The following is a 324-nucleotide window of genomic DNA, read 5'->3' on the forward strand; positions in this document are numbered from 1 at the left end:
AGGAATACGGAATAAACGCGGTTGGGGATTGCCTGCCTGTGGGCGTGGGGTAATGGTACCAATCTCAATAAAGCCAAAACCCAATGCAGCCAATGCATCAATGTGGGCACCGTTTTTATCCAGACCAGCAGCAAGACCAACGGGGTTTGGAAACTCAATGCCCATACATTTTACAGGTTTAGCGGCAACTTTCTGGTGCATAAAGCCAAGTTTATGCGCTTTATCAAGCATGGAGAGTGTGAGTTCATGTGCACGCTCTGGTGCCAAAGTAAACAACAAAGGGCGGGCCAATGAATATAACATACCAATCACAGTCTACTGATT

General features: G+C 46.6%; 1 pseudogene. It reads right to left on the reverse strand.

From position 1 onward, the window contains the following. Window positions 1-303, reverse strand: a pseudogene (locus B4H32_RS10295) (quinone-dependent dihydroorotate dehydrogenase); the annotation flags it as partial. Between the last annotated feature and the right edge of the window lie 21 nt (window positions 304-324).

Origin of the sequence: Acinetobacter sp. UBA2063 (genome assembly GCF_002333245.1) — a bacterium.
Lineage (GTDB): Bacteria > Pseudomonadota > Gammaproteobacteria > Pseudomonadales > Moraxellaceae > Acinetobacter > Acinetobacter parvus.